The organism is Sphingobium sp. HDIP04 (genome assembly GCF_000445085.1).
Lineage (GTDB): Bacteria > Pseudomonadota > Alphaproteobacteria > Sphingomonadales > Sphingomonadaceae > Sphingobium > Sphingobium indicum.
This window is the reverse complement of sequence record NZ_ATDO01000057.1, coordinates 19,409-45,035: the sequence shown is the minus strand read 5'-3', so window position 1 is coordinate 45,035 and position 25,627 is coordinate 19,409. Positions and strand designations below refer to the sequence as shown.

Genomic DNA, 25,627 nt, shown 5'->3' with positions numbered 1-25,627 from the left:
GATAGGATCGGGAGCCGGATGGCGACCTCAGTTTCAACCGCGGGCGCTGCGGGGATGGGCAAGACCTGGCTTGGCCATCCGCGCGGGCTGTTCCTGCTGTTCTTCGTGGAGATGTGGGAACGCTTCTCCTTCTACGGCATGCGCGCGCTGCTGATCTTCTACCTGACGCAGCATTTCCTCTTTTCCGACCGCGACGCCAGCTACGCCTATGGCGCCTATATGTCGCTGATCTACATTTCGCCGCTGATGGGCGGCTATCTGGCGGACCGCTATCTGGGCCAGCGCAAGGCGGTGCTGTTCGGCGGCGTCGTGATCGCCATCGGCCATATCGTCCTGGGCATGGAAAGCGACGATGCGGGCGCGATGGGCCTTGGCCTCTTCTGGCTCGGCCTGGCGACCGTGATCACGGGCACGGGCTTCCTCAAATCCAGCGTTTCGGCGCTGGTGGGCCAGCTTTATCCGCGGGACGACATGCGGCGCGACCCGGCCTACACGATCTTCTACATGGGCATCAATGTGGGCGCGACCATGGGCCCCATCATCTGCGGCTATCTGGGCCAGACATGGGGCTGGCACTGGGGCTTCGGCGCCGCTTCGGTGGGCATGATCGCGGGGGTGATCGGCTTCATGCTGTGCAAGCCGCTGTTGCAGGGCCGGGGCGAACCCCGCGATCCCGAACGGCTGAAGGAACGGGTCGGCGGCGTCGTCAGCCGCGAATGGCTGGTCTATCTCTCCAGCCTGGCGTCGATCGGGCTGTGCTGGTTCCTGATCCAGAACCATGTGATCGTCGGCTGGATGCTGGCGGCGGCGAGCGCGGCCGTCGTGCTGTACATCCTCTGGGAAGCCTTCGGCCGGATGGAGCGGATCGGGCGGGACCGGATGCTGGCGGCGCTGTTCCTGCTCGTCGTCAACCCGATCTTCTGGGGCCTCTACGAACAGACCGGATCGTCGCTCAGCCTGTTCACGGATCGCTATACGGACCGCACCATATGGGGCTTCAACGTCCCCGCCTCGATGTTCCAGTCGGTCAACGCCGCCTATATATTGATGTTCGGCCCGGTCCTGGCAGGCCTGTGGATCTGGCTGGCGAAGCGGGGATGGGAACCGTCCACCCCGGCCAAGTTCGGCATCGCGCTGGCGCTGGTGGGCGCGGGATTCCTGATCCTGGTGGCGGGAACCGGAGCGCCCGGCACGCTGACGCCGGTGCTGTTCATCTTCCTGCTCTACCTCTGCCACACGCTGGGCGAACTCTGCCTGTCGCCGGTCGGCCTGTCCGCCATGTCGAAACTGGCGCCGTCGCGGATGATCGGCCTGATGATGGGCATCTGGTTCCTGGCGATGGCGCTGGGCGAATATGCCGCCGGTCTGATCGCCGCGGCCACGGGCGGGGAGGGCGGAGCCGCCTCCCGCGGCGACGTGCTGGCGGTTTACGGCACGATCGGCTGGTGGTCCGTCGGCGCGGGACTGGCCGTCATGGCGCTGGCGCCGCTGGTGAAGCGGCTGATGCACGCCGACCGCTTCGCGGAGGAGGGCGAGTAGGGCGGCGCTACCGCGTCGCGCCCCAAATGTCGCTGGCGCGGACAAAGCCCTTCTGCCCGCCGACGTCGAAGGCGCACCAGCCCTTGCCGCAGGAGGAAAGCCGTCCCACCACGCCCTTCTGAGCGCGGAACAGGGCGCGGCCGTCTTCACTGGGGGAATCGCGCATCGGCGCGATGTCGGCGGTGACGATGGCGGTCGGCGTGTCGCTCAGCAGGCGCACATGCATCCAGCCCTGCGTACCGCTCGAATCCTCCACCTTACGCCACAGGCCCAGCACCTGCACCACCTTCACCGGCAGGTCGCGGCGGCGATAGACCCAGTTGGACGGGTAATCCAGGCTGGGGCCGACGCGCATGCGCGCCTCCTCCTGCGTCAGCGAAGCCCAATAGGGCACCGGCTTCGCAGGCGCGGCCCATGCCCCGCCCGTCCAGCACAGCGCCGCCACCATGCCCGCGCCCAGATAGCCCTTCATGCCCATATCGTCCCCATCGTCTGACCGTCAGACCATAGCCGTTAGCGGCCGTCAGCGACAACCGCTCTCTTGCGGATATGGATAAGCGCTTGACCATCGTGCTCCCGGGGAATAGCGGCCGGATATGGCCAAGAAACCGCGCCCCGCCACGCCGCGCGTCATCGTCACGCGCCGCCTGCCTCCCAATGTCGAGGCGCGCATGGCCGAACTGTTCGACACCGTCTTCAACATCGGCGACGTGCCGATGGACCGGGCCGCGCTGACCCGCGCCATGGCGCAGTGCGACGTGCTGGTGCCCTCCGTCACCGACCATCTCGACGCCGCGCTGATCGAGGCCGCGCCGGAGAGGTTGCAACTCATCGCCAGCTTCGGCAGCGGCGTCGACCATATCGACCTCCATGCCACGCGGCAGAAGGGGATCATCGTCACCAACACGCCCGGCGTGCTGACGGAGGATACCGCCGACATGACCATGGCGCTGATCCTGTCGGTGCCGCGCCGCCTCGCGGAGGGGGAGAAGCTGGTGCGATCCGGCGCGTGGACGGGCTGGAGCCCGTCGGGCATGCTGGGCCACCGGATCGGCGGGAAGAGGCTGGGCATCATCGGCATGGGCCGCATTGGTCGCGCGGTGGCCCGCCGCGCCGCCGCCTTCGGCCTGTCCATCGCCTATCACAACCGCCATCGCCTGCCCTTCGAGGTGGAGCAGGAATTGCAGGCGCATTGGCACGGCGACCTCGATTCCCTGCTGGCGGGAAGCGATATCGTGTCGATCCACTGTCCGCTCAACGCCGACAGCCGCGGGATGATCGACGCCCGGCGGATCGCGCTGATGCGGTCCGACGCCTATCTTATCAACACCTCGCGGGCAGAGATCACGGACGAACCGGCGCTGATCGCGGCGTTGGCCGAAGGGCGGATCGCCGGGGCGGGGCTGGACGTCTATACCCATGAACCGGCGGTCGATCCCCGGCTGCTGGACCTTTCCAACGTCGTGCTGCTGCCGCATATGGGGTCCGCGACGATCGAGGGGCGCGACGCGACCGGGGCACGGGTGATCGCCAATATCAGAAGCTGGGTGGACGGACACCGGCCGCCCAACCAGGTGCTGGAAGGCTGGGTCTGAGCAGGCCGGCCATAGCGGAACAACCTAGATTTCAGAGTCCTGCATGACCCTTTCCGATGTCGATCGCCGCAGCCTTTTCCGCAGCCTTTGCGGGTTGGGAGGCGCGCTGGCCCTCAGCCGGATTTTTCCCGCCTGGGCGCAGAGCGGAACGGCGGGCCTGTCCCTGGCTCCCGGAGCGCTGAGCGGCGAGACCATCGCGCTGACCGTGGCGGAGGGGCATTTTTCGACCGGCGGGCGTTCGGGCCACGCGGTGATGATCAACGGCACGCTGCCTGCGCCGCTCATCCGCTTGAGGGAAGGGCAGAATGTCCGGCTGTCCGTCACCAATCGCCTGCGGGAGGACACGTCGATCCACTGGCACGGCCTGATCGTGCCGTTCCAGATGGACGGGGTGCCGGGGATCAGCTTTCCCGGCATCCGCCCCGGCGAGACCTTCACCTATGAATTTCCGGTCCGCCAGTCGGGCACCTACTGGTATCACAGCCATTCTGGAATGCAGGAGGCGATGGGCCATTATGGGCCGATCGTGATCGACCCCGCCGGGCCGGACCCCGTGCAGGCGGAGCGCGAGCATGTCGTCATCCTGTCGGACTGGAGTCCGGTTCACCCGCATGTCCTGCTGCGGCGGCTGAAGCAGATGGGCGGCTATTTCAACATGCAGAAGCAGACCTTGTCGGGCCTGCTCGCGGGCAAGGACCAGAACGCGAAGGAGCGCCTTCAATGGGGCGCCATGCGCATGGACCCGACCGACATATCCGACGTCACCGGCTCGACCTACAGCTTCCTGGCGAACGGCCATGGCACGGCGGAGAACTGGACAGGACTCTTCACGCCTGGCGAGCGGGTACGGCTGCGCATCGTCAATGCGGCCGCCATGACCAATTTCAACCTGCGCCTGCCGGGACTGCCGATGACGGTGGTGCAGTGCGACGGCCAGCATGTCCAGCCGGTGGAGACCGACGAGATCCAGATCGGCATCGCGGAGACCTATGATGTGGTGGTGCGGCCCACCGAAGCGAAGCCCTATGCCTTGATCGCGGAGGCGATAGACCGCTCCGGACTGGTGCGGGCGACCCTGGCGCCCCGGATCGGCATGGCGGCGGACGTGCCCGCGCTGCGCGAAAGGCCGCTGCTGGGCATGAAGGACATGGGCATGGACATGTCCGGCATGGGGGATATGCCCGGACATTCCATGAAGATGCGCGACCCGTCCGTCGCGCCGCAGGTGAAGATGGGACCGGGCGTCGCCACCCTCTCTCCCATGCCGGTGGACCGGACCGCAGACCGGCCCACGGGGCTGGAGAGCGTCGAGCATCGGGTGCTGACCTATGCCGACCTGAAATCGCTTGAGCCGAACCGCGACAGGCGCGCGCCGACCCGCACGCTGGACATCCACCTGACCGCGAACATGGAGCGCTACATGTGGTCCTTTGACGGGGTGAAGCTGTCCGACGGGGCCGAACCCATCGCCTTCCGCCATATGGAGCGGGTGCGGGTGAACCTGATCAACGACACGATGATGCCGCACCCGATCCATCTGCACGGCCATTTCTTCGAGCTTGTGACCGGCGCCGGCGATCATAATCCGCTCAAGCATACGGTGAACGTGCTGCCTGGAGGGAAAGTGAGCTTCGACCTTACGGCAGACGCGCTGGGCGATTGGGCCTTTCACTGCCATATGCTGATGCACATGCATGCAGGGATGATGCGCGTCGTGACCGTTCGGCATGCGGCGGACGCGGCATGAAGGCGCTGGCGTTCGCAGCGCTGCTGTCGCTCGCTGCCGCAGCCTTTCCGGCCGGAGCGCAGGAACATGCCGGTCACGGCCAGATGGATCATGGCCAGATGGATCATGGCCAGATGGATCATGGCCGGATGAACCATGACGGCAGGGATCGGCCGCAGGACCATGGCGACCATCAGCCCGCTGCCGGAAACCCCCATGCCGGTCACGGCCTGCCCGCGCCCGATGCGGGCGTGCCGGCAGGCGTCGCGCCTCCCGCGCCGACCGATCATGCCGCCGAAGCCTTTTACGACCCCGCGGAAATGGCGCGCGCCCGCGCCGCCATGCTCAGGGAAAGCGGCGGCATGACCTTCTCCCGCCTCATGCTCGACCGGCTGGAATATCACATGGGCAGGGGCGCCGACGCCTATCATTGGGAAGGGGAAGGCTGGGTCGGCGGCGACCTCAACCGCTTCGCCTTCAAGACGGAGGGGGAGGGCGATTTCGGCGGCCCGCCGGAAAGGGCGGAAGTGCAGGCGCTTTACAGCCGGGCGATCGATCCCTGGTTCAACCTGGAGGCCGGCGTCCGCCACGACATTCGCCCCGGCCCGCAACGGACCTATGCGGTGGTGGGCATCGACGGCCTTGCCCCCTATTGGTTCGAGGTCGGCGCGCAGGCCTTTCTCTCCGACAAGGGCGACGCGCATTTGCGGCTGGAGGGCAGCTATGACCAGCGCATCACCCAGCGCCTGATCCTGCAACCGGCGGCGGAAATCGACATCGCGGCGCAGGACGTGCCGGAACTCGGCATCGGTTCGGGCCTGTCGGACGTCGAACTGGGATTGCGGCTGCGCTATGAATTCGCGCGGGAGTTCGCGCCCTATGTCGGCGTGAATTGGGAGAGAAAACTGGGCGAAACCGCCCGCTTCGCCCGCGCCCAAGGGGCGCGGGCGTCCGCGACCAGCCTGGTGATGGGCGTGCGCTTCTGGTTCTGACCTCTCGACCGGGCACAGGAACCGCCGGTCCCCCCATCCGTTGGGAAATGCAGGTCTTTCAACGGAAGGAGTGTCGCATGATCCGTCTGGCCATCATTTCGCTCGTGATCGCCGCCGTGCTGGCCATATTGGGCTTCGGCGGCGCGGCGGGCACCTTCGTGGGCATCGCGAAGTTCCTGTTCGTGCTGGCGATCGCATTGTTCGTCATCTTCCTCGTGCTTGGCCTGATGGCTGGCAAGGGGATCAAGAACGCGATAGATCGCTGACTCATGATGATCGGTGCTGGAGTGGATGAGACCGGGCGGCTGGTCCGCGACCAGGCGGGCTTCCTGCTCCAGCGCGATCTGGGCGGCAGTTTCCGCTTGGTGCTGCTGCGCGTGCCCGTCGACCATGTGGAAAAGCGGGTGCGGGTGCAGGGCTATTATGCCGGGGACGGCATAGTGGAGGTGGAGGGAGTGGCCGCGGCCTGACGGCACGCGGCCTTCCCGATCAGGGATAGGTCGATTCGCGGGGATCGCCCGACGCCATGACGTCATGCGTGCTGACGAAGCGCGCGCAGGCGCCCACGCCCCGGTTATTCTCCAGCGGCAGGGCCGTTTCGCAATAGGCGCATTCCGCCATCAGCCGCCCGACCATCCACTGGCTGCGGCCGCAACTGGGGCAGTGATTGGCTTCCCCAGGATGATAATGGATGATGTAACCCCTTAAGGCCGGGTCGAAAGACCTGCCGGTCGCGAGCGAATCTGGGCGCATCGTCTCTTCCTCCTCAGACATATATCTCGGCATCGACGCAAAATTCGGAAATTTCCCCCCGAGCTTCACATCAGCATTGATGCAACGACGAACGTCAGAGCGAGCGACCCTTATCATCTCTGCAAAGCGCGCTCCTTGCACCAGAACGCGGCTGCAACCCAATGTATCCCGCCCCGGACGATGCCGTCTACAAGAAAGATTCGCCGGAACCGCGCCATTTCGCGGCTTCGCATTTGACTTGAGGCGCGCAGGCGCTATGGCGGCGCGCATCGGGACATATCCGCTTCGGCCGTGAGTTGGGGCGCATCCCGCCACCTTGCCGTCCGGTCTTTTCTCGCCGTCCGGCGAGCCCCTGGTGGAATAGCGTCATCCTGCCTGCTCCTGGCCGGGCATCTGCGAGGAGACGCACGACTCATGACCGCCATCGGACAGGACACACTCGGCACGCGCGACCTTTTGAAGGTCGGCGGCAAGGACATCGCCTATTATTCGTTGAAGAAGGCCGCCGCCAAGCTGGGCGACGTTTCGCGGCTTCCCTTCTCGATGAAGGTGCTGCTGGAAAACCTGCTCCGCTTCGAGGATGGCGCCACCGTCACCACCGACGACATCCAGGCGATCGTCGACTGGCAGAATGACAAGGGCAAGGCGGAACGCGAGATCCAGTATCGCCCCGCCCGCGTGCTGCTGCAGGACTTCACCGGCGTTCCCTGCGTGGTCGACCTCGCCGCCATGCGCGACGCGATGAATGCGCTGGGCGCCGACGCCAGCAAGATCAACCCGCAGGTTCCTGTCCATCTGGTCATCGACCACTCGGTCATGGTCGACGAATTCGGCACGCCCAAGGCGTTCGAACAGAATGTGGAAATCGAGTATCAGCGCAATATGGAGCGCTACGACTTCCTGAAATGGGGTTCGAAGTCGCTCAACAACTTCTATGCCGTCCCCCCGGGCACCGGCATCTGCCATCAGGTCAATCTGGAAAATATCGCGCAGGGCGTCTGGTCGAGCGAAGGCCCGGACGGCGTCACCGTCGCCTATCCCGACACCTGCGTCGGCACCGACAGCCACACCACCATGATCAACGGCCTGGGCGTGCTGGGCTGGGGCGTGGGCGGCATCGAGGCTGAGGCCGCGATGCTGGGCCAGCCGGTCTCCATGCTCATCCCCGAAGTCGTCGGCTTCCGCTTCACCGGCGAACTCAAGGAAGGCGTCACCGCCACCGACCTCGTCCTCACCTGCACTCAGATGCTGCGCGCCCGCGGCGTGGTTGGCCGCTTCGTCGAATATTTCGGCCCCGGCCTCGCCACCCTGTCGCTGGCCGACCGCGCGACGCTGGCCAACATGGCGCCGGAATATGGCGCGACCTGCGGCTTCTTCGGCATCGACGACAAGACGCTGGACTATATGCGCCTGACCGGCCGCACCGAGGAGAATATCGCGCTGGTCGAAGCCTATGCGAAGGAGCAGGGCTTCTGGATCGATCCGTCGGTCGAGCCGATCTTCACCGACACGCTGGAACTGGACCTGTCCACCGTCGTCCCCAGCCTTGCTGGCCCGAAGCGCCCGCAGGACCGCGTTTCGCTGCCCGAAGTGGACGACGTGTTCAACGCCGACATGGCGAACGTCTACAAGAAGGCGCAGCAGCGCGTTCCGGTCGAGGGCAAGGATTTCGACATCGGCGACGGCGACGTCACCATCGCCGCGATCACGAGCTGCACCAACACGTCGAACCCCGGCGTGCTGGTCGCCGCCGGCCTCGTCGCCAAGAAGGCGAACGAACTGGGCCTGAAGCCCAAGCCCTGGGTCAAGACCTCGCTGGCGCCGGGTTCGCAGGTCGTCACCGACTATCTGGAAAGGGCCGGCCTCCAGTCGCATCTCGACGCCGTGGGCTTCAACCTGGTCGGCTATGGCTGTACCACCTGCATCGGCAATAGCGGCCCGCTGGCCGAGCCGATCAGCAAGGCGATCAACGAAAACGGCCTGGTCGCCGCCGCCGTCATCTCCGGCAACCGCAACTTCGAAGGCCGCGTGTCGCCCGACGTGCGCGCCAACTTCCTGGCCAGCCCGCCGCTGGTCGTCGCCTATGCGCTCAAGGGCACGGTGGTCGAAGACTTTATCACCACGCCGATCGGCACCGGCAAGGACGGTCAGCAGGTGTTCCTGAAGGACATCTGGCCCAGCAACGACGAGGTTGCATCGACCATGGCGGGCTGCATGGACCGCCAGATGTTCCAGGCGCGCTACGCCAACGTCTACAAGGGCGACGCCCACTGGCAGGCGATCGACGTCACGGGTTCGGACACCTACAGCTGGCGCGCCGGTTCCACCTATGTCGCCAACCCGCCCTATTTCGAGGGGCTGACCATGACCCCGAAGCCGGTCACCGACATCGTCGAGGCCAAGCCGCTGGCGATCTTCGGCGACTCGATCACCACCGACCATATTTCCCCGGCCGGTTCGATCAAGGCGACCAGCCCTGCCGGCAAGTGGCTGCAGGAGCGCCAGGTGGCGCAGGCCGACTTCAACAGCTACGGCGCGCGCCGCGGCCATCACGAAGTCATGATGCGTGGCACTTTCGCCAATATCCGTATCAAGAACCTGATGCTGGACGGCGTCGAGGGCGGCATGACCCGCTATGAAGGCGAAGTCATGCCGATCTACGACGCGGCGATGAAGCACAAGGCGGACGGCACTCCGCTGGTCGTCATCGGCGGCAAGGAATATGGCACCGGATCGTCGCGCGACTGGGCGGCGAAGGGCACGAACCTGCTCGGCGTCCGCGCCGTCATCGTCGAGAGCTTCGAGCGCATCCACCGTTCGAACCTGGTCGGCATGGGCGTGCTGCCGCTCCAGTTCAAGGACGGCCAGAACAAGGACACGTTCGGCCTGACGGGCGACGAGACCTTCACCATCCAGAATGTCGCCGGCCTGAAGCCCCGCCAGGATGTCGAGGTGATCGTGAAGCGCGCCGACGGCTCGACCTTCACCTTCACCGCGCTCTGCCGCATCGATACCGTCAACGAACTGGATTACTTCCTGAACGGCGGCATCCTTCAATATGTGCTGCGCAAGCTGGCCGCCTGAACGGCCGACGCATGCTGACAGGAAAGGGGGCTCTCTCCATGAGGAGGGAGCCCTTTTTCTTCGGAGAAAAGCAGCGAAATCGCAAAGTCGCGGATGTTCCGGCCATTGCTGACATCCCCCCGTCACCCCGGGCTTGACCCGGGTCCCGCTTTCTTGTCTGAGTGCCGCGCCTCGTCCAAGGTAGCGGGACCCCGGGTCAAGCCCGGGGTGACGAAAGGAGGAGTGGCGGGAATCCACCCAAATCCACAATCAAGCCCCGCCCCAACCAGGCCCAATCATCATTTTGCCTTCGGAGGATGGATTGCCGATCCTTGTCGAAATCGCCGGCTGGCTGGGCGCGCTCTTGATATTGGGCGCCTATCTGCTCGTGTCGAGCGGGCATGTCTCCGGCAAGTCGGCCCTGTTTCAATGGATGAACGCCCTCGGCTCGGCGCTGTTCATCCTCAACACATGGTGGCACGGCGCCATTCCGTCGATGGTGCTCAACATCATCTGGCTCGGCATAGGCACCGCCGCATTGATGCGCATCGCCCGCCAATAGCCCCCATTTCATCAGCCCAAGAAAGGCTGGGGTGGCAGGTCGCGCTCCCTTTGGCTACCAGGATGGTAGAGATGAAGACAGCGCTGATCGTCCGACATGTGCCGCGGGAGGGTGCGGCAGGCTATCTCCAGCCGATCGAGGCCGCCGGCTATGCGATCGAGCGGATCGACGTCGCCAGCCCCGACTTCGCCGATGTCGACCTCTGCACACCTGACCTGCTGATCATGATGGGCGGCCCGATGGGCGTCTATGAACAGGACATTCATCCCTGGATTCCGCTCCAGATCGAAAAGCTCGCCGCGCGGCTGGAACAGGATCTGCCGACCCTGGGCGTCTGCCTTGGCAGCCAGATGATCGCCGCGGCGCTCGGCGCGCCGGTCTATCCCGGCGGGCGGATGGAGCTGGGCTTCGCGCCGGTCATGCTGAACAGGGCAGGGGCCGGATCGCCGTTGCGCCATCTGGACGGCATTCCCGTTCTCCATTGGCACAGCGACACCTTCGACCTGCCTTCGGGCGTGGAACTGCTTGCCTCGACCGAAAGCTATGCCCATCAGGCCTTTCGCCGCGGCTCCAACCTGCTGGCGCTGCAATTCCACGCGGAAATGGGCGAAGACCCTCGTTTCGAGGATTGGCTCACGCATTTCTGGGCCGACCTCGACATAGCGAAGCAATGCGGCATTGCCCTGCGGCAGGACCATGCCGATCATGGCCCCGCAGCCGTGGCCGCAGGACGCGCGATGATCGGCGAATGGTTGAGCGGAATCGAGAATTAGGGCGATCGGAACCGATCGCTGGTTAAGAAATCGCGGAAAACAAAGCCTCTAAAGCGGTCGATCTGATTCCGTCAGATCAGCCGCTTTAGAACTCGACTTCCAGTTCCTCGACCTCGTCCTCTTCCCGGCGAGCGGCGTCGATCCACTCGCGCATCAGATCCCAGTCGTTGCTCCAGTTGCAATAGGCGGCCGACGGCGCCGACAGCGCCACCGCATAACTCAGGAAACGTTGCGCCACCGGGGCGAACATGGCGTCTGCCACGGTCGGCTTTTCCCCGAACAGCCATGGCCCGCCATAGGCGCTCAGGCATTCGGTCCAGATTTCCTCGATGCGCTCTATATCCTGCCTGGCCCCGGAAAAGACGGGGAACTTCTCGTGCCGGACCTTCAGGTTCATGGGCAGGGCGGAGCGCAGGTTGATGAAGCCGGAGTGGATTTCGCCCGAAACCGAACGGCAATGCGCCCGCGCGATCCGCTCCTCGGGATAAAGGCCGGCATGCGGATAAAGTTCATGCAGATATTCAGCAATGGCGAGCGTGTCCCATACGCTCGCCCCCTCATGGGTCAGGCGGGGCACCAGCACGGAAGGCGACAACAGCAGCAATTCCGCCCGGTTTTCAGGATCATCGAGAGCAATCGTCTTTTCCACGACTTTCAGGCCCGCCATGCGGCACAACAGCCATCCGCGCAGGGACCAGGACGAATAAGTCTTGCTGGAAATGGTCAGTTCGGCTTCGGCCATGGCGTTCCTCCCGCTTCATCCCTATGTTTCATCATTCATGATGCGGTGCAATATGGAAAACCTGTATAACGCCCGCGCATGGGGCCGAATCGGTGTCAAAAGAGCTTAGGACGCGTTTGAGCAAGATGATGATGCTTTACAGTGGCTATCAGGCCTGGAACGACATGATGGCCCCTGCGCGCTTCGGTGCTCAGATCGCTCTTTCCTTCAAGGACAGGATGGGTCCGGCGGCGGATTGGGCCATGCCCCGCCGCATGTTCGCCCTGATGGACGTGTTCCAGGGCGCGAAGCTGACGCATCGCCGGCCGGCCTATGGCATAACGGAGGTGCGCAGCGGCAATGCGGTGGTCGCTGTGCGGGAAGAGGTGGCGCTGGACCTGCCCTTCGGCAACCTGCTGCATTTCGTGAAGGACGATGTGGAGGCGCCTCAGCCGCGGGTTCTGGTGGTCGCCCCCATGTCCGGCCATTTCGCTACATTGTTGCGCAACACCGTCCAGACGCTGCTGCGCGACCATGACGTGTACATTACCGACTGGAAGAATGCCCGCGACGTGCCGCTGAGCGCCGGGCGCTTCGGTTTCGACGATTATGTCGACTACGTCATGACCTTCATGCAGGAAATCGGGCCGGGATCGCATCTGGTTTCGGTGTGCCAGCCCTGCGTGCCCGCCATGGTGGCGGTCGCCATCATGTCGGAGGACAAGGATCCGGCGACGCCGCGCTCCATGACGCTGATGGGCGGGCCGATCGACACCCGCGCCGCGCCCACGGTCGTCAACGAACTGGCCAATGACCAGTCGATCGAATGGTTCGAGGAAAATCTGATCAGCCTGGTGCCGATGCGTTATGCCGGGCGCGGCCGGCAGGTCTATCCCGGCTTCCTCCAGCTTTCCGCCTTCATGTCGATGAACATGGGCCGGCACGGCGCCGCGCATCGCGAGTTGTACCAGTTGCTGGCCGACGGGAAGCAGGTGGAGGCGAACAAGATCAAGACCTTCTACGAGGAGTATTTCGCCGTGCTCGACATGACGGCGGAATTCTACCTGGAGACGGTGGACAGGGTGTTCCAGCGGACGCTGCTGGCCAAGGGCGAACTCACCTATCGCGGGCGGAAGGTCAATCCGGGCGCGATCCGCAAGACCGCGCTGCTGACGGTCGAAGGGGAAAAGGACGATGTCTGCGCCGTGGGCCAGACCGCGGCCGCCCACGCGCTCTGCACGGGCCTTCGTCCCCATTTGAAGCGCCATCACCTCCAGCCGGGCGTCGGCCATTATGGCGTCTTTTCCGGCAGCAAATGGGAAAAGCAGGTATATCCGCAGGTGCGGAACATGATCCTGGCGATGAACTAGGCTGTATCGGCATTCAGCGCTGACGGCCTGCAAATGGTTGAAGCGAGTCACGTGCCTCGCTTCAATCCCGCGCTTCCGGTGCTCACGTATCTTTAGTATGCTGCGCTCCGGATCGCGAAAAACCACCATTTTCGGCTCGCCATCATCTGAATGTCGATACACCCTAAGGCTTGTTGAGATTCATCGAGAGTTGATGACGGCACTGGCGAGATAGATCATGGCTGAGAAGCTCTGATCGGTCTTGTCGGAACGCATGGCGATTCGTTTGAACTCCTTGAGTTTGCAGAAGAAGTTCTCGATGAGGTGACGCCATTTGTAGAGTTCTGCGTCGATCCGGCGCTTGCTGGCCCGTCCGGGATGCTGTGAGATCACGACCCTTGCGCCCCGCGCGTCGAGTTCAGCAATGATGGCGTTGGTGTCGAACGCCTTGTCGGCCATGAAGCCAGCGAAGGCGAGGTTCTCGATGAGGGGCGGGACACCTATGATGTCGCAGCGCTGACCCGGTAGCAGCACGAAGCGAACGAGATTGCCCAAGGCATCCGTGAGTGCGACGATCTTGGTGGTCATGCCGCCCTTCGACCGCCCTATGGCCTGGCTTTGAGTCCCCCTTTTGCGCCCTGGCCGTGGCGGTGGACCTTGACGATCGTGCCATCGACCATTGCAAACTCCATGTCTGGATCATCCGACGCGGCGTCGAAAAGCCGTTGGAAAACATCGGCTTTCACCCAATCCCGATAGCGCTTGAAGATCGTGTTCCACTTCCCGAATGCAGCCGGAAGATCACGCCATGGACTGCCCGTGCGCGCAATCCACAACACCGCCTCCAGAAATAGCCGATTGTCGTGGCCGCTCCGACCCGGATCGCTTGCCTTGCCAAGACAATATGGCGCCATCTTTGCCCACTGATCGTCCCGAAGGACAAGTCGTTCAGCTTCCATCACAAACTCCTTCAAGGAGCTTGAATCAGATCAAAGCCTAAAGGGGAATCCTGAATCTCAACAAGCCTTAGGGAACGCGGATCAGCCGGCACGGGTGGATTTCCGCCACTCCTTCCTTCGTCACTCCGGGCTTGATCCGGGGTTCCGCTGCCCCGATCCGTCCCGCCTTCCATTCACTCCGGCCGCGTCCATATCCAGGTTCCGCCGATCAGCGCGGCGGCTACCGGGATCAGGCACCAGGGAAAGGGCGACAGGAACAACGCCAGCACCCCGCTGAACGCAAAGGCCGCCAGCGCCGCCTTCTTCCCCCGCCGGCTGATCGCGCCTCTTTCCCGCCAGCGCCGGATATGCGGCCCGAAATGGCGATGCTCCAGCAACCGCGCCTCCAGCGCCGGGCTGGACCGCGCGAAGCAGAAGGCGGCCAGGATCATGAACGGCACGGTCGGCAACAGCGGCAGGAAGGCGCCGATCGCCCCCAGCCCCAATGACAGGAAGCCGCAGGCAAGATAGAAACGCCGCCGCATCAGGCCGCGGGCAGCCGCAACCGGACCAGCGCGCCGCCCAGATCCTCGCTTTCCTCCAGCGTCACCGATCCGCCATAGATTTCCGCGACGTCCCGCACGATGGCCAGGCCAAGCCCGGTCCCCGGCTTCCCGGAATCCAGCCTGACGCCCCGGTCGAAAATCCGCATCCGGTCCGCCTCCGGAATGCCCATGCCGTCATCCTCGACCATGATCTCGACCATCGATTCCTTGCGCCCCACGGTCGCGAATACGCTGCCCCCGCCATATTTGGCGGCGTTCTCGACCAGATTGCCCAGCATCTCGTCCAGGTCCTGCCGTTCCACCCGCACGGCGGCTTCCTTGTCGCCGTCCATGTCGATGCGCACTTCGGGATAGAGCCGCTGGACGGCGCGCTCCACCGCCTCCAGGCTGGCCCAAACTTCCGCCCGGCTGTGCGCCGCGCCGCGCCGCCCGACGGCCCGCGCCCGCGCCAGATGATGGTCGACCTGCCGCCGCATCGTCGTCGCCTCGCGGATCACCGTGTCGCCCAGGTCCGGCGACTGGGCGGTCGCGGCGTTCATGATCACGGTCAGCGGCGTCTTGAGCGCATGGGCCAGATTGCCCGCATGGGTCCGCGCCTCCTCCGCCTGTCGCTCATTATGGGCCAGCAGGGCGTTCAATTCCTCCACCATGGGCAGCACTTCGGCGGGCATCGGCTCGGTCACGCGGTTCTTCTCGCCCCCGCGCATGCGCACGATCTCCTGCCGCACCTTGCGCAGCGGGCGCAGGCCGTAAATGGTCTGCAAGGTGGCCAGCACGATCAGCCCCAGCGCCAACAGGGCAAAGCTCTCGAACAGGGTCGATCGAAGCGTCCTGATCTGCGCGTCCAGCCCTTCGCGCGCCTGCGCTACCATGAACATCCATCGCGTGCGCGATCCGGGCAGGATGATGCTGCGTTCCATCACGCGCAGGTCTTCGCCCGGGAACTGGTCGCTGTCATAGATGTGCGGGGCGTCGTCCTGATGCTCCGGATTGACCTTCAGCGCCCGGTCCCACAGCGAACGCGACCGCCAATCCTCATGCCCCTTGCCGCTGATCTGGTAATAGATGCCGCTATTGGGCTCCAGGAACCGCTGGTCGGCGGGTTCGCGGTTGAACAGCACCTCGCCGTCCGGGCCGATCTCCGCCGATGCGATCATGGCGGTCAGGACATAGTTCATCCCGTCGTCGAAATTGCGCGTGATCGCGTCGGACAGCACCCGGTCCAGCGCCAGCCCGCCGCCCAGCAGCAGCAGGCTGATCCACAGCGCCGCGATGCCGGTCATCCGGCGGCTGAGCGATCCGGTGGAACGGACCTGCGAAGGGGAGGGGAGATCGGTCAAAAGACGATCAAGCCTGTATCTCCGTTCGCCCTGAGCTTGTCGAAGGGCCGCACTTTCTTTGAGAAGAACAAGGCTTCGACAAGCTCAGCCCGAACGGAGGTTGGCGTTACCGCCCCGGTTCATCCAGGCTATAGCCCAGGCCCCGGATCGTCGTGATGACGTCCGCGCCCAGCTTCTTGCGGATGCGGGTCACGAACACCTCGATGGTGTTGGAATCGCGGTCGAAATCCTGATCATAGATATGCTCGATCAGCTCGGTGCGGCTCACCACCTTGCCCTTGTGGTGGAGGAGGTAGGACAGCAGCTTATATTCCTGCGCGGTCAGCTTCACCGGCTCGCCCTTCAGCGTCACCTTGCCCGAACGCGTGTCCAGCCGCACGTCGCCCGCCGTCAGTTCGCTCGACGCATTGCCCGAAGCGCGGCGGATCAGGGCGCGCAGCCGGGCGATCAGTTCCTCGCTCTGGAACGGCTTGGCCAGATAGTCGTCCGCGCCCGCGTCCAGCCCGGCGACCTTGTCCGACCAGCTATCCCGCGCCGTCAGCACCAGCACGGGAAAGCCCCGGCCTTCCTTGCGCCAGCGGTCCAGCACGGTCAGCCCGTCGATGGTCGGCAGGCCCAGGTCCAGCACCACCGCGTCATAGCTTTCGGTCGCGCCCAGGAAATGCCCGTCCTCGCCATCATCGGCCAGGTCCACGGCATAGCCCGCGCCCTCCAGCGTGTTGCGGAGCTGTTGCCCAAGGCTCGGTTCATCTTCGACGATCAGCAGACGCATATGGCCCCGTTTCCGTTATTATGCTGTCAGCGCGACTAACGCGCCCAGCCGATTATATCGCCCGTGCGACCGTCCGCATCAACCCATAGCACCTTGCCGTCCTTCACATATTTCAGGCGATAACGGTTGGTGGAGGGATTGAATTCGCTGCCCAGATAGGTCGCCCCGCCCATGGCGGCGTCGACCCGGCGCTTGATGACGGAAAAGGGCATGACCTGCCCGTCCAGCATGGCGCGGCGCGCGGCATCCTGCTCGTCGCGCTGGCTGTCGGCATAAGCGGAAGGATTCGCCGCGAAAAGCGCTGCCATGGCTCCCAAGCCTGCTATCAGTCTGAACCGCATCATTTTCATGACCTTGGCATAGCCGCGAACCATTGAACAGGTGGTGAATGGGGAGGGGAAGTCATCATCCCCCCTCCCGCAGGCGGGAGGGGTTAGGGGGTGGGTGCGAGCGCAGCGAGCTTCCGCCTTCTCGACCAGGGAAGAACGCCGCTGACGCGGCGACCCACCCCCGGCCCCTCCCGTTTACGGGAGGGGAGAAGAATGACAGCAACTGGCCAAAACCCACCCCGCCGTCTTATTTCTCCAGCGCATACTGCACCGTCAGCGTCACAGAAGACCCGACCTGTCCCGGCTCCACCGGCGTCGCTGGCGCCGCGTCCGCCTTGAACCGCGCCGTCACCATCATCGGCATGGGCGGCTGGCCGCCGCTGTTGCTCTCCGCCAGCGAAACCAGCCGCGCCGCGCGATAACCCGCTGCCTGCGCATAGAAATCCGCCTGCGCCTTCGCGGTCTTCAACGCCGCCGCCCGCGCCTGCGCCAGCATCAGCGTCGGATCGCTGATCGAGAAGCTCGGCCCATTCACATTGGTCGCCCCGGCCTCCACCATCGTATCCAGCAGCGTCCCGACCTTCTTGATGTCGCGCAGCTTCACCGAAAGCTGGTTCGACGCTTCATACCCAATGAAGCGCGGTCCGCTCGGCTGCCCGTCGCGATTGCTGTAATCATATTGCGCGCTCAGATTGATGCCGCTGGTCTGGATGTCCTTCTTGGGGATTCCCGCCTTCACCAGCGCGGCGATCAGCCTGTCCATCTGCACCGCATTGTCGCGCATCGCCTGCGCGGCGGTCTGGGCGCGGGTCTGGACCCCGGTGCCGACCGTCGCCATATCCGGCGCCGCTTCCACCGTTTCCGTAACGTTCAGCGTCACGACCGGCGCGGTTTCGGCGATGGTGACGCTGGTCTGAGCGACCGCCGCGACGGGCAGGGCGGCGCCAAGGGCGGCCAGGACGAACATGGATTTCACAGGGCTTTCTCCTCAGGAAGCAATGCAGCCTCATTGTAACGGCTGCGATGAACGGACGCTGACATGCGTTGAAAGCCGTCAGACAGCTTCGGGTTCCCCCTCTTGCCCTCGACCCCCGGAAAGCCTAGCTGCACCGCCATGGCGGCTCCCATCCTTTCCTTCGAAAATCTCGGCCTGTCGCAGGGCACCCACTGGCTTTTCCGCAATCTCGACATTTTCGTCGGGGAGCGGGATCGGCTGGCGCTGATCGGGCGCAACGGCGCGGGCAAGACCACGCTGCTGAAGCTCATCGCCGCGCAGATCGAACCGGACGAGGGCACCCGTTCGGTCCGCCCCGGCGCCCGCGTCATCATGCTGGAGCAGGATCCCGACGTCAGCGGCTTCGCCACGCTGCGCGACTTCGCGCTGGCGGGCCAATTCGCGCCGCCCGCCCATGAGGTGGACGCCATCGCCAGCCAGCTCGGCACCGACCTCAACCGCGAAGCCGCCACCGCGTCGGGGGGCGAGCGCCGCCGCGCCGCCATCGCCCGCGCACTGGCCAGCGAACCCGACCTGCTGCTGCTGGACGAGCCGACCAACCATCTCGACATCGACGCCATCGATTGGCTGGAGGGCTGGCTCGGCCGCTATAATGGCGCCTTCGTCGTCATCAGCCACGACCGCGCCTTCCTGACCCGGCTGACGCGCCAGACGCTGTGGCTCGACCGGGGCGGCATCCGCCGCAACGAAATCGGCTTCGGCGGTTTCGAGGAATGGATGGAAGCCGTCTATGCCGAGGAAGCCCGCGCCGCCGAGAAACTGGACGCCAAGCTCAAGATCGAGGCCCATTGGCTGGAGCGCGGCGTCACCGCCCGGCGCAAGCGCAACCAGGGCCGTCTCGCCAAACTCTGGGAAATGCGCGCCCAGCGCGCCGCCATGGTCGGGCCGCAGGGCGTCGCGAAGATCGCCGTCGCCAGCGATGACAACAAGACGAAGAGTGTCATCACCGCCGAACATGTGACCAAATCCTTCCCTCCGTTCGCTTCGAGCGAAGTCGAGAAGCGGCAGTCCGATGGCGTCTCGGCTTCGCCCGGCACGAACGGGGCTGGACTGCCGGGGCGCACGGTCATCAAGGATTTCTCCCTGCGCATCCAGCGCGGCGACCGCATCGGCATCGTCGGCGGCAACGGCGCGGGCAAGACCACGCTGCTGAAACTGCTGACCGGCGAACTCAAGCCCGATAGCGGCGAGGTCAGGCAGGCCAAGTCGCTCGACATGATCTTCATCGACCAGCAGCGCAGCCTGATGCAGCCCGACAAGCGGGTTCGCGACGTGCTGGCCGAAGGCGGCGACTGGATCGACGTGCGCGGCGTGCGCAAGCATGTCCACGGCTATCTGAAGGAATTTCTCTTCGATCCTTCGCTGGCAGAGGCGAAGGTGGGCACGCTGTCGGGCGGCGAACGCTCGCGGCTCCTGTTCGCCCGCGAATTCGCCCGCGAATCGAACCTGCTGGTGCTCGACGAGCCGACCAACGACCTGGACCTGGAAACGCTCGACCTGCTCCAGGAAGTGATCGCCGACTATGAAGGCACTGTCTTGATCGTCAGCCACGACCGCGATTTCCTGGACCGCACCGTCACCGTCACGCTGGGTCTCGACGGTTCCGGCACAGTCGACGTGATCGTCGGCGGCTATGCCGACTGGGTTGCCAAGCGCCAGCCGAAGAACGCGCCAAGGCAGGAGAAGAAGGCCGCCACGCCCCCGCCGCAGAAAAGCGCCGCGACCAAGCTCAGCTACAAGGACCAGCGCGATTTCGACCTGATCCCCCAGCGCATAGAGGAGATGGAGGCCGCCATCGCCCGCGACGAGGAAGCTTTGGCCGACCCCAATCTCTACAGCCGCGATCCGGCGAGGTTCGACGCCCTCACCAAGGCCATCGAAAAGGCCCGCGCCGAAAAGGACGCGGCGGAGGAACGCTGGCTGGAATTGGCGGAAAAGGCCGAGGGGCTGGGCGGCTAGAAGGCCTTGCGCCAATCCCCTCATCTGTTAGCCAGAGCAGCCAGCCAGGGGAAATATGCATGGAACAATCCGCGACGATGCAGGATAACGACATGATCGACGGCCATCACGCCGTCCATTATGTCAACCGCGTCGGCTGGCTGCGCGCCGCCGTGCTGGGCGCCAATGACGGCATCGTCTCGACCGCCAGCCTGCTGACCGGCATCGCCGCCTCCGGCGCGGCGCGGGAGACGATCCTGCTGTCGGGCATAGCGGCGCTGGTCGCGGGCGCCATGTCGATGGCGGCGGGCGAATATGTCTCCGTCAGCGCCCAGTCCGACACCGAACGCGCCGACCTGGCCAAGGAGAAGAAGGCGCTGGCCCAGCAACCCCATGTGGAATGGGAGGAGTTGCGCGACATCTATGTCGACCGCGGGCTGACGGCGGACCTTGCGGGCCAGGTGGCGACGCAGTTGATGAATGCCGACGCGCTGGCCGCCCATGCGCGGGACGAACTGGGCATTTCCGAAGTCAGCACCGCCCGCCCGATCCAGGCGGCGCTGACCTCCGCCGCGACCTTCTCCGCCGGCGCCGTCGCCCCCGTGCTGGCCGCCGTCGCCAGTCCGTCGAACGCCATCGCCGCTGTCGCCGTCACCTCGTTGCTGTGCCTGGCGATGCTTGGCTATGTCGGCGCCCGGCTCGGCGGGGGCGGGGCGGCGCGGGCGGTGGCTCGCGTCGTCTTCTGGGGCGTTTTCGCGATGCTTGCGACCTCCGGGGTAGGCAAACTTTTTGGCGCTGCCATATGATTGGGGGGAACCGTCCATCCCAAGGAGAGCTTGCCATGATCCAGCAGATTCCGCTCAAGACCATCAAGGGCGCCGACGCCAGCCTGGCCGACTATGCGGGCAAGGTGGTGCTGGTGGTCAACGTCGCCTCCCAATGCGGCCTGACCCCGCAATATGAGGGGCTGGAAAAGCTCTATCGCGACTATAGGGACAAGGGGCTGGTCGTCGCCGGCTTCCCCGCCAATGATTTCGGCGCGCAGGAGCCGGGCAGCAACGAGGAGATCGCGACCTTCTGCACCACCCATTTCGGCGTCGACTTCCCGATGTTCGAGAAGATCGTCGTTGCCGGGCCTGAAAAGCATCCGCTCTACGCCGCGCTGATCGGCGCGCAGCCAAATGCGCGGGGGGAGGGCGCCCAGTTCCGCGAAAAGCTGGTCGGCTATGGCATCACGCCCAATCCGGAGCCCGAAGTGCTCTGGAATTTCGAAAAGTTCCTGATCGCGAAGGACGGCAGCGTCGCCGCCCGCTTTGCACCCTCGACCGCGCCCGACGATGCCGGCCTGGTGGCGGCGATAGAGGCGGAACTGGCGAAATAGCGCCCGGCGCCGCGCCATGAACCAGACGCTGCTGCCGCAGATCGGCCCGGTGCTCGAGACGCTCGGCATCGTCGGCACATTCGTTTTCGCCGCGTCCGGGGCGCTGGCGGCAGCGCGCCTGCGCCAGACGCTCGTCACCTTCGCCTTCTTCGCGCTGGTGACGGGGGTGGGGGGCGGGACTGTCCGCGACCTGTTGATCGGCGCGCCCGTTTTCTGGGTTCGCGACGCGGTGCCCGCCATTGCCTGCATGATGGCGGCGCTGCTTGTCTGGTTCACCCCGCGCCGCTTGTGGAGCGACAGCGCTCTCGACTGGCTGGACGCGGTGGGGCTCGCCGCCTTCGCCGTCTATGGCGCGGCCAAGGCGATGAGCTATGGCGTGCCTCCGCTGGTCGCGGCGATGATGGGCGTCGTCACCGGCTGCGTGGGAGGCATCATGCGCGACCTGCTGGCGGGCGAGCCGTCCATATTGCTGCGGCCGGAACTGTACGTGACGGCGGCTGCGCTGGCTTCGGGCCTGTTCGTCTTCCTGCGCTGGGTGGGGCTGGACGTTCCCGTCGCGGGCCTTATCGCCGCGCTGGTCGGTTTCGTGCTGCGGGCCGTCGCGATCCGCAAGGGACTCTCGCTGCCGCATTACCGTCCGGAAGACTGAGCCAAAAAATCGGTGGATGGTCTCCGCCGTCAACCCTGCGCCTTTTTCCGCCGGGTTTCCCAGCCCTTCCTGGCGGCGGCGGAACGATCCGCGGCCGGCCGACGGGCCGATGCCGCGCCGCCCTTCTTCCCGCCCTTGCGCGAGGAGGCATGGCTGTCCGGCTTGCCCCGGCCGGAACCGGACTTGTTGCCGCCGCCCGATTCCTTGTTGACGGTCGCCCAGGCGCGCCGTTCCGCTTCCCCGCGGGATACGCCGCGATCCTCATAACCCTGCTCGATATGCTCCGCCTTGCGCTTCTGCTTGTCGGTGTAGCTGCTCTTGTCGCCCTGGGGCATGACCGTCTCCTTCTGCTTGCATGCGGCTTCAACGATCGATGCGTCGGGCCGTTCACATCGCTGCACAGGCGTCACGAATTAGGGGAGAACGAGTCGCAAGCCTCGTTTCGAGTTTCTCGAATTCCACTATTTTCGCCTCCCCCTGAACTGAATCCCCACACGCCCAAGGGGAACAGGGCGGTCCGGCCTGCGTTCACCAGCGCATGGAGCAGCGCACTCTTCTCGAACGTCTGGCGCGTCATCTGGCGTCGGGCCATCCCGATCCGCACCCGGACCGCTGGCAGGAACAGGTGGAGGCCGCCGCCGGCCTGCTCGCCATCATCAAGGATCCCGACGATGTCATGCGGCAGGCGGGCGACGACCGCATCTGGCGGGCGATGATCGATGCGGCGCTGCGCCAGCGCTGGTCCATCGCCTCCGCGCCCTCCGTGGAACCGCCCGGCGGCGCCGATGAGGAAGGCGACATCCCGCTGACGCCCGATACCGTCAGCGGCAACCGGGCCGAATGGGTCCATCTGCACGAAACACAGGAGAAGCCGAAATGAAGGGGTTGTTGAAACTCGCATTCGTCACCGGGCTGGGCGCCGTCCTCTGGCGGGGATGGAAGGAACTGCAGGCGGGGCGCGACGCGGGCGCCCATCGCGGGACGGGCTTCTCGTCCGGCCCCGTGCGCGACGCGGGGCCGGACGAACAGCATATCGACGCGCGCGACTGGGACATGGTGGACGAGCAGATCGATGAAAGTTTCCCCGCCAGCGACCCGCCCGGCAATTATCGCGGCCTGCATTGAGGCGCCGGGCCGCCTTATCGATCAGATCGCTTCCCAATCCATTGCGCCGCTTATGCCCCGCCTCTATTGAGGCGGCTGCCGGCCCCATGCCGGGCCAACAGGGGAATAACATCAATGCCTTCGGGTCTGATCGCGCTGCTCGACGACGTAGCGGGGATTGCCAAGCTCACAGCCAGTTCGCTGGACGATGTCGCCGCCGCCGCTGGCAAGGCGGGGTCAAAGGCGGCAGGCGTCGTGATTGACGACACTGCCGTCACGCCGCGCTATGTCATGGGCCTGACGCCGGACCGCGAACTGCCCATCATCTGGAAGATCGCCAAGGGTTCGCTGCGCAACAAGCTGCTGTTCCTGCTTCCCGCCGCGCTGGTGCTGAGCGCCGTCGCGCCTTGGCTGTTGCCTCCCCTGCTGATGCTGGGCGGGGCGTTCCTCTGTTTCGAAGCGGCGGAAAAGCTGCTCGAAGCGGTGCAGGGCGGCCATGATCTGGCCGAAGAGGCGCTGGAAACGCACAGTTCCGCGGAATTGGAGGACCAGAAGGTCTCCGGCGCGATCCGCACCGACTTCATCCTGTCGGGCGAGATCATGGCGATCGCGCTCGGCACCGTGGCGGCGGAACCGATCTGGGAGCAGGCGATCATCCTGGTCGTCGTCGCCTTCCTGATCACCGCGGGCGTCTATGGCGTCGTCGGCTTCATCGTGAAGATGGACGATATCGGCCTGCATCTGGCGGAACGGCGCTCGGCCGGCGCGCGCATGCTGGGCCGGGCGATGGTGAAGGCCATGCCGGTGCTGATGGGGATATTGAGCGTTGTCGGCACGGCGGCGATGCTCTGGGTCGGCGGCGGGCTGATCGTCCACGGGCTGCATGAATTCCACTGGGATCTTATCCCCGGCGCCATCCATCATGTCGCGGCGGGCGCCGCCCATGGCCTGCCCGCCATCGCTCCGGCGGTGGAATGGGTCGTGAACGCGGTGGGCGCGGGCCTTGTCGGCCTGATCGTCGGCGGCATCGTCGTGGCGGTGCTGCACCTTTTCAAAAAGCATTGATGCGTTCACCCTGGCGCCTGGAGGCCGGGGCGCTGACGGCGCTCGCGCTGCCGATGATCGCGGGCAATATCGCCTGGGCCGGCATCGCGGCGACGGACCTGCTGCTGCTCGGCCGGCTGGGCGCGGGCGCGGTGGCGTCGGGCGCGCTGGCCATCAACCTGTTCAACGCGCTGCTGATCTTCGGCATGGGCCTGGTCACCGCCGCCGCGCCGCTGATCGCCACGGAGCGGGGACGGCGGCTGCATTCGGTGCGCGACGTCCGGCGGACCGTGCACCAGACGCTGCGCGCGGCGACGCTGTTCGTGCTGCCCGCCTGGGCGCTGCTGTGGGAAAGCGAATCCATCCTGCTGCTGATGGGGCAGGAGGCCGACCTGGCGGGGCAGGCGGGCGAACTGATGCGCGGGCTGCAATGGGCGCTGCTGCCCTTTCTGGGCTTCACCACGCTGCGCAACTTCATCGCCGCGCTGGAACGGCCGGTCTGGGGCCTGGTCATCATGGTCTGCGCCATCCCGTTCAACCTGCTGGCGGGATGGGCCCTGATCTTCGGGCATTTCGGTTTCCCCGCGCTGGGAATTTTCGGCGCGGGCATCGCCAGCAGCCTGTCCTCATCCTTCCTGTTCCTGGGTCTGCTGTCGGTCATCCTGATCGACCGGCGGTTCCGCCGCTATCGCCTGCTGGGGCGATTCTGGACCCGCGACCGGGAACGGCACCGCGCCGTCTGGGCGCTGGGCCTGCCCATCGCCATCACCCTGGGGCTGGAGACGACGGTGTTCAACGCCTCCGCCTTCCTGATGGGATTGATCGACCGCGATTCGCTGGCGGCGCATGCCGTCGCGATCCAGATCGCCGCGCTCGTCTTCATGGTCCCGATGGGCATCGGCCAGGCGGCGACCGTGCGCGTGGGCCTCGCCTATGGAAAGGGCGACCTGGCGGCGGTCGGGCGCGCCGGCTGGCTGGCGCTGGCGATCGGCACCGGATTCGCGCTGCTGGCGGCGGCGATGCTCATCGCCTTTCCGCGCATGCTGATCTCCGCCTTTCTGGACCTTTCCGATCCCGCCAATGGACGGACGGCGACGCTGGCGGTCGGTTTCCTGGGGGTCGCCGCGCTGTTCCAGTTGGTGGACGCCGCGCAGGCGGTTGGCGCGGGCGTGCTGAGGGGCATTCAGGATACGCGCGTGCCGATGATCTTCGCCCTGATCGGCTATTGGGTGATCGGCATCGGAGTCGGCGTCATCCTGGCCTTTCCCCTGGGATTGCAGGGCCTGGGCATCTGGCTGGGCCTTGCAAGCGGGCTGGGCGCGGTCGCGCTGCTGCTGGTGGCGCGCTGGACCCTGCGCGAGAAGCTACATCTTCTGCCGCACAAGGGAAAGGCTTGATTCACTCGTCTTGCGAATGCGCCGGATTGCGTCGGCAGGTGATGGTGCGACGCACAAAGCAATTGAACCGGCGCGTCAAAT

28 protein-coding genes are annotated in these 25,627 nt (G+C 65.4%); 18 read left to right on the top strand and 10 right to left on the bottom strand.

All coding sequences use genetic code 11. The annotated features are described in order from the left end of the window. Nucleotides 1-18: 18 nt before the first annotated feature. Nucleotides 19-1,539: a peptide MFS transporter gene (locus L286_RS29825; RefSeq protein WP_025160822.1), complete on the top strand. Its 1,521-nt coding sequence runs from the start codon at nucleotides 19-21 to the stop codon at nucleotides 1,537-1,539. 7 nt (nucleotides 1,540-1,546) lie between these two features. Here L286_RS29825 and L286_RS29820 read toward each other — a convergent pair whose 3' ends face one another. Beyond that, a complete protein-coding gene (locus L286_RS29820; RefSeq protein ID WP_007688215.1) occupies nucleotides 1,547-2,017 on the bottom strand; it encodes an SH3 domain-containing protein in 471 nt (156 codons plus the stop codon). 118 nt (nucleotides 2,018-2,135) lie between these two features. Between L286_RS29820 and L286_RS29815 the strand changes: the two genes are divergently transcribed. From L286_RS29815 to L286_RS29795, 5 genes are all read left to right on the top strand, one after another. After that, nucleotides 2,136-3,134 (top strand): 2-hydroxyacid dehydrogenase, encoded by a 999-nt coding sequence (locus L286_RS29815; RefSeq protein WP_007688214.1) that lies wholly within the window; start codon nucleotides 2,136-2,138, stop codon nucleotides 3,132-3,134. 43 nt (nucleotides 3,135-3,177) lie between these two features. Continuing rightward, nucleotides 3,178-4,881: a copper resistance system multicopper oxidase gene (locus L286_RS29810; RefSeq protein ID WP_020821094.1), complete on the top strand. Its 1,704-nt coding sequence runs from the start codon at nucleotides 3,178-3,180 to the stop codon at nucleotides 4,879-4,881. Beyond that, nucleotides 4,878-5,852, top strand: coding sequence for a copper resistance protein B (locus tag L286_RS29805; protein ID WP_020821095.1), 975 nt, complete (start codon nucleotides 4,878-4,880; stop codon nucleotides 5,850-5,852). Before L286_RS29810 ends, L286_RS29805 begins: the two co-directional genes overlap by 4 nt. A 77-nt stretch (nucleotides 5,853-5,929) precedes the next feature. Beyond that, on the top strand, nucleotides 5,930-6,118 hold the full coding sequence (locus L286_RS29800; protein WP_007688211.1) for a DUF1328 domain-containing protein: 189 nt from the start codon (nucleotides 5,930-5,932) through the stop codon (nucleotides 6,116-6,118). Nucleotides 6,119-6,121: 3 nt separating this feature from the next. Then, on the top strand, nucleotides 6,122-6,322 hold the full coding sequence (locus tag L286_RS29795; RefSeq protein WP_007688209.1) for a DUF5818 domain-containing protein: 201 nt from the start codon (nucleotides 6,122-6,124) through the stop codon (nucleotides 6,320-6,322). Nucleotides 6,323-6,341: 19 nt separating this feature from the next. On the opposite strand, the gene L286_RS29790 is transcribed toward L286_RS29795, so the two are convergent. Further along, a complete protein-coding gene (locus L286_RS29790) occupies nucleotides 6,342-6,605 on the bottom strand; it encodes a hypothetical protein (RefSeq protein ID WP_007688207.1) in 264 nt (87 codons plus the stop codon). A gap of 414 nt (nucleotides 6,606-7,019) precedes the next feature. Between L286_RS29790 and acnA the strand changes: the two genes are divergently transcribed. The 3 genes from acnA (at nucleotide 7,020) to L286_RS29775 (ending at nucleotide 11,003) form a co-directional block, all read left to right on the top strand. Then, nucleotides 7,020-9,689 carry an aconitate hydratase AcnA gene (gene acnA, locus L286_RS29785; protein ID WP_020821097.1) on the top strand — a complete coding sequence of 890 codons (2,670 nt, stop codon included), beginning with the start codon at nucleotides 7,020-7,022 and terminating at the stop codon, nucleotides 9,687-9,689. A gap of 301 nt (nucleotides 9,690-9,990) precedes the next feature. Further along, on the top strand, nucleotides 9,991-10,230 hold the full coding sequence (locus L286_RS29780) for a CBU_0592 family membrane protein (RefSeq protein WP_007688204.1): 240 nt from the start codon (nucleotides 9,991-9,993) through the stop codon (nucleotides 10,228-10,230). A gap of 71 nt (nucleotides 10,231-10,301) precedes the next feature. Further along, entirely contained in the window at nucleotides 10,302-11,003 is a 702-nt protein-coding gene (locus L286_RS29775; RefSeq protein WP_020821099.1) for a glutamine amidotransferase, read from the top strand. Between the two features lie 85 nt (nucleotides 11,004-11,088). On the opposite strand, the gene L286_RS29770 is transcribed toward L286_RS29775, so the two are convergent. After that, entirely contained in the window at nucleotides 11,089-11,745 is a 657-nt protein-coding gene (locus L286_RS29770) for a glutathione S-transferase (RefSeq protein ID WP_013040559.1), read from the bottom strand. A 125-nt stretch (nucleotides 11,746-11,870) separates the two neighbouring features. Between L286_RS29770 and L286_RS29765 the strand changes: the two genes are divergently transcribed. After that, nucleotides 11,871-13,094: a polyhydroxyalkanoate depolymerase gene (locus L286_RS29765; protein ID WP_025160823.1), complete on the top strand. Its 1,224-nt coding sequence runs from the start codon at nucleotides 11,871-11,873 to the stop codon at nucleotides 13,092-13,094. 180 nt (nucleotides 13,095-13,274) lie between these two features. On the opposite strand, the gene L286_RS47830 is transcribed toward L286_RS29765, so the two are convergent. The 6 genes from L286_RS47830 to L286_RS29730 all read right to left on the bottom strand — a co-directional run bounded on the left by L286_RS47830 (nucleotide 13,275) and on the right by L286_RS29730 (nucleotide 17,994). After that, nucleotides 13,275-14,032 (bottom strand): IS5 family transposase gene (locus L286_RS47830; RefSeq protein WP_115288555.1). Its coding sequence is split into 2 segments (ribosomal slippage): nucleotides 13,275-13,696 and nucleotides 13,696-14,032, totalling 759 coding nucleotides; the frame shifts between segments, so codons are not numbered across the junction. Between the two features lie 173 nt (nucleotides 14,033-14,205). Further along, nucleotides 14,206-14,556, bottom strand: a complete 351-nt coding sequence (locus L286_RS29750; RefSeq protein ID WP_020821101.1) for a YbaN family protein — start codon at nucleotides 14,554-14,556, stop codon at nucleotides 14,206-14,208. Further along, nucleotides 14,556-15,860 carry a sensor histidine kinase gene (locus tag L286_RS29745; RefSeq protein ID WP_020821102.1) on the bottom strand — a complete coding sequence of 435 codons (1,305 nt, stop codon included), beginning with the start codon at nucleotides 15,858-15,860 and terminating at the stop codon, nucleotides 14,556-14,558. Before L286_RS29745 ends, L286_RS29750 begins: the two co-directional genes overlap by 1 nt. A gap of 163 nt (nucleotides 15,861-16,023) precedes the next feature. Next, the gene (locus L286_RS29740; RefSeq protein ID WP_007688191.1) at nucleotides 16,024-16,689 is read right to left on the bottom strand and encodes a response regulator transcription factor; all 666 of its coding nucleotides are present in this window, start codon (nucleotides 16,687-16,689) and stop codon (nucleotides 16,024-16,026) included. A gap of 35 nt (nucleotides 16,690-16,724) precedes the next feature. Then, nucleotides 16,725-17,063 (bottom strand): hypothetical protein, encoded by a 339-nt coding sequence (locus L286_RS29735; RefSeq protein ID WP_020821103.1) that lies wholly within the window; start codon nucleotides 17,061-17,063, stop codon nucleotides 16,725-16,727. A gap of 202 nt (nucleotides 17,064-17,265) precedes the next feature. Further along, a complete protein-coding gene (locus tag L286_RS29730; RefSeq protein ID WP_020821104.1) occupies nucleotides 17,266-17,994 on the bottom strand; it encodes an SIMPL domain-containing protein in 729 nt (242 codons plus the stop codon). A gap of 138 nt (nucleotides 17,995-18,132) precedes the next feature. Here L286_RS29730 and L286_RS29725 point away from each other — a divergent pair, with 138 nt between their 5' ends. The 4 genes from L286_RS29725 to L286_RS29710 are packed head-to-tail and all read left to right on the top strand — an operon-like array spanning nucleotide 18,133 to nucleotide 22,001. After that, complete coding sequence (locus L286_RS29725) at nucleotides 18,133-19,992, top strand: ABC-F family ATP-binding cassette domain-containing protein (protein ID WP_020821106.1); 1,860 nt, start codon at nucleotides 18,133-18,135, stop codon at nucleotides 19,990-19,992. A gap of 59 nt (nucleotides 19,993-20,051) precedes the next feature. Next, complete coding sequence (locus L286_RS29720; protein WP_013040552.1) at nucleotides 20,052-20,777, top strand: VIT1/CCC1 transporter family protein; 726 nt, start codon at nucleotides 20,052-20,054, stop codon at nucleotides 20,775-20,777. 35 nt (nucleotides 20,778-20,812) lie between these two features. Then, a complete protein-coding gene (locus L286_RS29715; protein WP_007685265.1) occupies nucleotides 20,813-21,352 on the top strand; it encodes a glutathione peroxidase in 540 nt (179 codons plus the stop codon). Nucleotides 21,353-21,368: 16 nt separating this feature from the next. Next, nucleotides 21,369-22,001, top strand: coding sequence for a trimeric intracellular cation channel family protein (locus L286_RS29710; protein WP_020821107.1), 633 nt, complete (start codon nucleotides 21,369-21,371; stop codon nucleotides 21,999-22,001). Nucleotides 22,002-22,030: 29 nt separating this feature from the next. Here L286_RS29710 and L286_RS29705 read toward each other — a convergent pair whose 3' ends face one another. After that, nucleotides 22,031-22,336 (bottom strand): hypothetical protein, encoded by a 306-nt coding sequence (locus L286_RS29705; protein ID WP_013040550.1) that lies wholly within the window; start codon nucleotides 22,334-22,336, stop codon nucleotides 22,031-22,033. Nucleotides 22,337-22,539: 203 nt separating this feature from the next. On the opposite strand from L286_RS29705, the gene L286_RS29700 reads away from it, so the two are divergent. The 4 genes from L286_RS29700 (at nucleotide 22,540) to L286_RS29685 (ending at nucleotide 25,546) form a co-directional block, all read left to right on the top strand. Next, nucleotides 22,540-22,881, top strand: a complete 342-nt coding sequence (locus L286_RS29700) for a hypothetical protein (protein ID WP_020821108.1) — start codon at nucleotides 22,540-22,542, stop codon at nucleotides 22,879-22,881. Continuing rightward, nucleotides 22,878-23,126, top strand: coding sequence for a hypothetical protein (locus tag L286_RS29695; RefSeq protein WP_020821109.1), 249 nt, complete (start codon nucleotides 22,878-22,880; stop codon nucleotides 23,124-23,126). Before L286_RS29700 ends, L286_RS29695 begins: the two co-directional genes overlap by 4 nt. 114 nt (nucleotides 23,127-23,240) lie before the next feature. Continuing rightward, nucleotides 23,241-24,170: a DUF808 domain-containing protein gene (locus L286_RS29690; protein ID WP_020821110.1), complete on the top strand. Its 930-nt coding sequence runs from the start codon at nucleotides 23,241-23,243 to the stop codon at nucleotides 24,168-24,170. Continuing rightward, the gene (locus L286_RS29685; RefSeq protein ID WP_020821111.1) at nucleotides 24,170-25,546 is read left to right on the top strand and encodes an MATE family efflux transporter; all 1,377 of its coding nucleotides are present in this window, start codon (nucleotides 24,170-24,172) and stop codon (nucleotides 25,544-25,546) included. Before L286_RS29690 ends, L286_RS29685 begins: the two co-directional genes overlap by 1 nt. Nucleotides 25,547-25,627: the final 81 nt, after the last annotated feature.